Genomic DNA, 7,543 nt, shown 5'->3' on the forward strand with positions numbered 1-7,543 from the left:
CCCCGGCGCGCCGATTCGGCGTGCGCTTTTTCGGCTCTGGTGGGAACAAGGGACACCCCTGTCCGCAACTTCTTCCTCTTCCTGGAAAAACGCCGAGTTTTTGTCCGTCAAGAACTTCCACTCTGAGGACAAAGTCTCTAGCGTGGCCGACCACACGGTGGGCGTGAGCGTCCGGCTCCCCGCCGTCGAACCGGCTTGCCCCGCACCGCTCTTCAGCACCGCCCGCAGCCCGCGGCCTGCGAAGTCCCGTAGTCCGCATCCCGCAGTCCGCAGCCTCGGAAATCCCGCAACCCGGAAGTCCCGCAGCCGCCACCGCCGATTGTGAGAAGGAGCCCCGCATGCCATCGGCCCCGTCCGCCGAGCACGAACCGCCGCTCCTGGCGATGCGCGCGATCGTCAAGCAGTTCCCGGGGGTTCGCGCGCTCGACGGTGTCTCGTTGGAGGTCCGCGACGCCGAGGTGCACTGCCTGCTGGGCCAGAACGGCGCCGGCAAGTCCACCCTGATCAAGGTGCTGGCCGGGGTGCACCAGCCCGACGAGGGCGTCCTGGAGTGGCGCGGCGAGCAGGTGCGACCGGGCAATCCGACCGCCGCGATCCGCATGGGGATCTCCACGATCTACCAGGAACTCGACCTGGTGGACGGGCTGTCCGTGGCGGAGAACGTCTTCCTCGGCCACGAGCGCGCCCGCTTCGGCTTCACCCGGCGCGGCGAGATGAACCGCGCCGCCACCGCGCTCCTGGACCGCCTCGGGCACGGCGAGATCCCGCCGACCACCCGGGTCGGGCGACTGCCCGCGTCCGGACGGCAGATCGTCAGCATGGCCCGGGCCCTCTCCCACGACGCGGGGCTGATCGTGATGGACGAGCCGTCCGCCGCGCTCGCCCACGACGAGGTCGAGAGCCTGTTCCGCACCGTGCGCGAACTCACTTCCGCGGGCGTCGCGGTCGTCTACATCTCGCACCGGCTCGACGAGATCCGGGAGATCGGCGACCGCGTGACCGTGCTCAAGGACGGCCGGACCGTCGCGTCCGGCCTGCCCGCCCGGGACACGCCGACGCAGGAGGTCGTCGCGCTCATGACGGGCCGGCGCATCGAGTACGTCTTCCCCGAGCGTGCCCCCGCCGGCGCGAAGACCGCAGCGACCACGGGGACCCTCACGACCACCGAACCCGGAGATTCCCCCGAGGCGCCCGCACCGGCCGACACGGCCGAATTCACCCGACCCCCCGAATCCCCCGAACCCCCCGAACCCGCCGAAATCCTCCGCGTCGAGAACCTCTCCCTGCGCGGCAGCTTCCACGACGTGTCCTTCTCCGTCCGCGCCGGCGAAGTCGTCGGCCTCGCCGGGCTGGTGGGGTCCGGCCGTTCCGAGATCCTGGCCGCCATCTACGGCGCCGTGAGGCCGACTTCGGGCCGCGTCGTGCTGGACGGCGAGCGCGTCCGGCCCGGCAGCACGCACGCCGCCGTCCGCCGCGGCATGGGCCTGGCCCCCGAAGAGCGCAAGTCCCAGGGCCTGTTGATGCTCGACACGGTGGGGCGCAACATCACCGTCGCCTCACTCGCCCGCTACGCCCGCTTCGGCTGGTACGACCGGCGCCGCGAGACCGAGGACGCCCGGAAGCAGGCCGAGGCCCTCGACATCCGGCCCGCGGACCCGCACCGCCCGATCCGCACCCTGTCCGGCGGAAACCAGCAAAAGGCGGTGCTGGCACGGTGGTTGCTGCGTGGCTGCCGTCTGCTGCTGCTGGACGAGCCCACCCGCGGCGTCGACATCGGGGCGCGCAACGAGCTGTACACGCAGATGCGCGCGCTGGCCGACAGCGGCATCGCGATCGTGCTCGTCTCCAGCGAGATCCCCGAAGTCCTGGGCCTGTCCGATCGCGTCCTGGTGATCCGTGACGGCCGCATCATCGAACACGCGCCGGCACGCGACCTGGACGAACACCGCGTACTGGACCTGGTCATGGAGGGCAGCAGCCTGTGAACCGCGACGTACGCGACGAGCCCGCGACCAACGAGCCGCCCGCCGCCCACACCGGGAGCGCCGCGGACGACTCCGGCGCGGCGGCCCCGGACCTCACCAAGACCCCCGCCCCGCCCACCGAGGCGTCCGGCGGCAAAGGCCCGGGCGACGGCAACGGCAACGGCAAGGGGGAGGCGTCCCTCGATCTCGGCGGCGCCCGGCGCGGCCCGCTGGGCTTCCTGTTCAGCCACGCCGGGGGCTCCGGCGCCACCCAGCACATCGCGCTGCTGGTGGCCCTCGGCCTGCTCTTCCTGATCGGCCTGACCACCAAGGGGGACCGTTTCGCGACCAGCAGCAACATGGTCACGATCCTGTCGCTCGCGGCCGTGGTCGGGGTGATCACGGTCGGCATGACGTTCGTGATCATCGGGGGCGGCATCGACCTGTCGGTGGGCGCTCTGATGGCGCTTTCGTCGGTCTGGGCGACCACCGTGGCGACCCAGGACACCGGGCTGTTCGGCATGCTGTTCACCGCCATGGTGGTGGGCCTGGTGTGCGGCCTGATCAACGGTGTGCTGATCGCGTTCGGCGGCCTCGTGGCCTTCATCGTCACCCTCGCGGTCAGCGTCTCGGCGCGCGGCCTCGCCGAGCAGATCTCCGACCGCAAGTCGCAACTGGTCGAGGTGGACGGCTTCCTCAAGATCGCCGAGAACAAGTACTTCGGCATCCCGATGCACGTCTACCTGTTCCTGGTCGTCGTGCTGGTCGGCTGGATCGTCCTCAACCGCACCACCTTCGGCCGCCGCACCTTCGCGGTCGGCGGCAACCCGGAGGCCGCCCGCCTGGCCGGCATCAACGTCCGCCTGCACACCTGCCTGCTGTACGTCGTCTCCGGCCTGTGCTGCGGCATCGCCGCGATCATGCTGACCGCGCAGGCGAACACCGGCGCCAGCACGCACGGGCAGCTCTACGAACTCGACGCGATCGCCGCCGTGGTCATCGGCGGGACGCTGCTCACCGGCGGCTTCGGCTCGGTCGTCGGGTCGATCCTCGGCGTGCTCGTGTTCACCACGATCCAGGACCTGTTCATCCTCAACAACCTCGCGTCGCCGATCCAGCAGATCGCCAAGGGCGTGATCATCATCGCCGTCCTGCTGATCCAGCGCTGGGGCGGCATCCGCCGACGCGCGACCGTCTGACGCCCGCCGCACCACCGAAACGACCCCGTCCGTCCCCGGCCCGGCGCGACGTACCCCAGCCCTCGTACCTCCAGCCCTCGTTCCCCTCGGGAGTCATCCATGTCCCAGCTCCATCGCAGAGGCTTCATCCTGGGCGGCGCCGCGCTTGGCGCCGGCGCCCTCGTGGCGGGATGCACCGACAACTCGTCGGACAGCGACACCGGCCCGCAGGTCAAGGCGCCGCCCGCGGCCTCGGGCAGCCCCGAGGCACCCGGCAAGCCGGTGACCATCGGCTTCTCCGCACCGGCCGCCGACCACGGCTGGATCGGCGCCATCAGCCTCAACGCCAAGGCGCAGGCGAAGGAGTTCTCCGACGTCACACTCAAGACGACGGAGGGCACCAACGACGTCAACCAGCAGATCCAGCAGGTGCAGTCGCTGATCGACGCCAAGGTCGACGTGCTGGTGATCCTGCCGTACGACGGCAAGGCGCTCACCGCCGTGGCGCGGCGCGCGATGGAGGCGAACATCCCGGTCGTGAACCTGGACCGGGTGTTCGCGAACGCGCTGTCGTACCGCACCTGGATCGGCGGCGACAACTACGGCATGGGCGTCAACGCCGGGACCTACATCGCGTCGCGCATGAAGCAGGACGGCAAGGCGAACCCGGTCATCGTCGAGGTCGCCGGGCTCGACAACCTCGAACTCACCCAGCAGCGCAGCCAGGGCTTCCGCGAGGCGCTGGAGGCGGCGGGCATGAAGGTCGCCGCCCGTCAGGCCGCCGACTTCACGGCGGCGGTCGGCCAGCGCGTGGCGGCCCAGGTGCTCCAGGCCAACGGCAAGATCGACGCGATGTGGAACCACGACGACGACCAGGGCATCGGCGTCATGGCGGCGATCAAGCAGGCCGGCCGCGACAACGAGTTCCTGATGGTGGGCGGCGCCGGGTCGAAGAAGGCGATGGACGACATCAAGGCCGACAACACGCCGCTGAAGGCCACCGTCCTCTACCCGCCGAGCATGGCGTCCTCGGCGGTCATCCTGGCCCGCATGATCGGCCAGGCGAAGTCCCTCGCCGACCTCGCCGAGTTGGAGGTGCCCGCCTCCGTCACCACGTACTCGGCCGTCGTCACCAAGGAGAACGTCGACCGCTACCTGCCCACCGCGTTCACGTAGCCGACCCCCGCGGCGGCGGCCGGGCCCCCACCGGCCGCCGCCGCGCCACCGTCACGCGCCGGCGTCCCGAACGGAAAGGCACCCCACACCCATGTCGCCACTTCCCCCGAACTCCCGAACCGCACGCCCGCCCCTGGGTGTCGGCATGGTCGGGCACTCCTTCATGGGACGTGTCCACTCGCACGCGTGGCGCTCCGTGAACGCGTTCTTCGACCTCCCCCTCCAGGTGGACCTGCGGGTCGTGGCCGGCCGCGACGCCGCCCGCGTCGGCGCCGCCGCGGACCGTCTGGGCTGGGCCGAGTCGACCACGGACTGGCGCGAACTCCTGGACCGCGACGACATCGCCCTCATCGACATCTGCACCCAGGGCTCGGTGCACGCCGAGATCGCCGTCGCCGCGCTGGAGGCGGGCAAGCACGTGCTGTGCGAGAAGCCGCTCGCCAACACGCCGGCCGAGGCCGAGGCGATGGCCCGCGCGGCGGCGGACGCGGCCGAACGCGGCGTCCTGGCCATGGTCGGGTTCAACTACCGCCGCGTTCCGGCGCTGTCGCTGGCCCGCGCGCTGGTCGCCGAGGGCCGGATCGGGACCGTCCGGCACGTCCGCGCGCGCTACCTCCAGGACTGGATCGTCGACCCCGAACACCCGCTGGTGTGGCGGCTGGTACGCGAACAGGCGGGCTCCGGCGCCCTCGGCGACATCGGCGCGCACATCATCGACCTCGCCGAGTTCCTGACCGGGGACCACATCACCGGGGTCAGCGCGATCACCGAGACGTTCATCCACAAGCGCCCGCTGGGCACCGCGCAGTCCGGCATCGGCGCGCAGGTTGCGGACACGCCGTCGGACGCCGAGGCCGCCGCCCCCGACGCCTCGGCCGCCGGCATCGGCACGGTGACCGTCGACGACGCGGCCATCTTCCTGGCCCGCACGTCCGGCGGCGCGCTGGCGACCTTCGAGGCCACGCGCTTCGCCACCGGCCGCAAGAACGCGCTCAGCATCGAACTCAACGGCTCGCGCGGCAGCGTCGCCTTCGACTTCGAGGCCATGAACGACCTGTGGTTCCACGATCTCGACGAACCGGCGGCCACGTCCGGCTTCCGCCGCATCACCGTCACCGAGCCCACCCACCCCTACACCGGCGCCTGGTGGCCGCCCGGGCACGGGCTCGGTTACGAGCACAGCTTCACGCACCAGGCCCGCGACCTGATCGACGCCATCGCCAACGGCACCACGCCGCGGCCGTCGTTCGAGGACGGCCTGCGGGTGCAGCGGGTGCTGGCCGCGGTCGAGGCGAGCGCCACCGACAACAGCCGGTGGACGCCGGTCGAGGTCTGACGGTTCGACGGTCGACGGGCGGGCGCGGCCCGGGAGGGGCCGGTCGGTGCCCCGGGACGTCTACGCGGGCGGGCGCTTGGCGGCGATGAACCTGCGCAGCCTGGCCAAGGGCCACGTGTTGATCACGTCGTCCTTGGTCAGCCACGCGCGCTGGGCCGTGCCCACGCCGAAGCGGATGTACGGCAGGTGCGTCGTCGAGTGCGCGTCCGAGTCGACGGAGAACTTCACGCCGTACTTCTTGGCCCGCAGGATGTCCTCGTCGCGCAGGTCGAGGCGTTCGGGATGGGAGTCGATCTCCAGCGCGGTGCCGGTGCGCGCGCACGCCTCGAACACCGCGTCGAAGTCGGCGTCGATGCCGGAGCGCTTGCCGATGCGGCGCGTGGTGGGGTGGCCGATGACCGAGACGTACGGGTTCTCGCAGGCGCGGATCAGGCGCCGCGTCAGCTCCTCCCGGCTCTGCGTGAAGTGCGAGTGGATGGAGGCGACGCAGACGTCGAACCCGGCGAGGATGTCGTCCGGCCAGTCGACCGAGCCGTCCGGCGCGATGTTGAGCTCGGTGCCGTGCAGCAGCGCCATACGCCGGTACTTGCCGTCCAGCGCCCGCACGCGGTCCCGCTGGGCGAGCATCTTCTCGGTGGTCATGCGCTGCATGTAGAGGTTCGGGGCGTGGTCGGTGACGGCGTAGTACGCGTATCCGCGCGCCGCCGCGGTCTCGACCATGTCCTCCAGCGAGGACACGCCGTCCGTCAGATCCGTGTGGGTGTGCAGGTCGCCGCGGATGTCCGCGTCGGTGACCAGGTCGGGCAGCTCGCCGCGCAACCCGGCCTCGATCTCGCCGCGGTTCTCGCGCAGCGGCGGCGGGATCCAGGGCAGGTCCAGCCGCTCGTAGATCTCCTGCTCGGTCTCGGACACGATCATCGTGCCGCTCTTGGCGTGGAACAGGCCGTACTCGGACAGCTTGAGCTTGCGGCGCACCGCGATCTCGCGGATGCGCACGTTGTGCTCCTTGGACCCGGTGAAGTACTGCAATCCCGCGCCCCACGCGCTCGGCGGCAGGACCCGCAGGTCGACCTGGAGGCCCTTGGTGGTGCGGATCGAGGTCTTCTTCCCGCCGCCCGCGATGATCTCGGCGGTCTGCGGGAGGTCGCCGATGGCGGCCATGAAGGGGGCCGAGTCCTCAGCGGCGACGAGGATGTCGATGTCGCCGATGGTCTCGCGCATGCGGCGCAGCGACCCGGCGTACTCGCACCGGACGCAGCCGTCGATCGCCGACAGCTCCGCGACGATCTGCTCGGCGACGGACATGGCGGCGCTGATCAGGATGCGGCCGCCGGCCTTCTGCATGAGCTCGACGCCGTGCCGGATGTTGTCCTCGGTCTTCGGGCCGAACCCTTTGAGATCGCGCAGCCGGTGCCGGTCGACCGCGGCGAGGAGTTCGTCCACGGACGAGACGCCCAGGTCCTCGTAGAGCTGCATGGCCTTGCGCGGGCCGAGTCCCGGGATCCGGACCAGCTCGCGGACGCCGGGCGGGATCGCGGTGCGGGCGTCCTCGACGACGGCGATGGTGCCGCTGTCGAGGTACTCGGCCACCTTGTCGGCGATCGAACGGCCGACGTTCGGGATCTCGCGCAGGGCCTTGGCGTCCAGCGTGCCGACGTCCGCGGCGTGGCCCGCGACGGCCCGGGCGGCTTTCTCGTAGGCGCGCGCCTTGAAGGCGTCGCCCTTGGTGATCGCCAGCAGGTCGGCGTACTCCTGGAGCAACGCCGCCACGGTCTCGTTTGCCCGTGCCATACCCCCAGCCTGCGCCAGGAGGAGGGGGTAGGGCACGTCGGACGCGAGAGGTGGGCGTGTCGCGGGGAGGGGTGGGGGTGGGGTGTGGGGCCGTGCCG

General features: G+C 71.3%; 5 protein-coding genes. 4 read left to right on the plus strand and 1 reads right to left on the minus strand.

Features of this window, described 5'->3' with window-relative positions; translation table 11 throughout:
* The first annotated feature begins 338 nt into the window (after positions 1 to 338).
* The 4 genes from ACRX5S_RS03055 to ACRX5S_RS03070 all read left to right on the plus strand — a co-directional run bounded on the left by ACRX5S_RS03055 (position 339) and on the right by ACRX5S_RS03070 (position 5,654).
* Complete coding sequence (locus tag ACRX5S_RS03055; protein WP_436771103.1) at positions 339 to 1,985, plus strand: sugar ABC transporter ATP-binding protein; 1,647 nt, start codon at positions 339 to 341, stop codon at positions 1,983 to 1,985.
* A 209-nt stretch (positions 1,986 to 2,194) separates the two neighbouring features.
* A complete protein-coding gene (locus tag ACRX5S_RS03060) occupies positions 2,195 to 3,163 on the plus strand; it encodes an ABC transporter permease (RefSeq protein WP_436771154.1) in 969 nt (322 codons plus the stop codon).
* Between the two features lie 99 nt (positions 3,164 to 3,262).
* Positions 3,263 to 4,318, plus strand: coding sequence for a substrate-binding domain-containing protein (locus ACRX5S_RS03065; protein ID WP_436771104.1), 1,056 nt, complete (start codon positions 3,263 to 3,265; stop codon positions 4,316 to 4,318).
* A 91-nt stretch (positions 4,319 to 4,409) separates the two neighbouring features.
* The gene (locus ACRX5S_RS03070) at positions 4,410 to 5,654 is read left to right on the plus strand and encodes a Gfo/Idh/MocA family protein (protein WP_436771105.1); all 1,245 of its coding nucleotides are present in this window, start codon (positions 4,410 to 4,412) and stop codon (positions 5,652 to 5,654) included.
* A gap of 60 nt (positions 5,655 to 5,714) precedes the next feature.
* Here the strand turns inward: ACRX5S_RS03070 and polX are convergent, their stop codons facing one another.
* Positions 5,715 to 7,445 (minus strand): DNA polymerase/3'-5' exonuclease PolX, encoded by a 1,731-nt coding sequence (gene polX / locus ACRX5S_RS03075; protein ID WP_436771106.1) that lies wholly within the window; start codon positions 7,443 to 7,445, stop codon positions 5,715 to 5,717.
* Positions 7,446 to 7,543: the final 98 nt, after the last annotated feature.

Origin of the sequence: Yinghuangia sp. YIM S09857, from assembly GCF_051388915.1 — a bacterium.
GTDB lineage: Bacteria > Actinomycetota > Actinomycetes > Streptomycetales > Streptomycetaceae > Yinghuangia.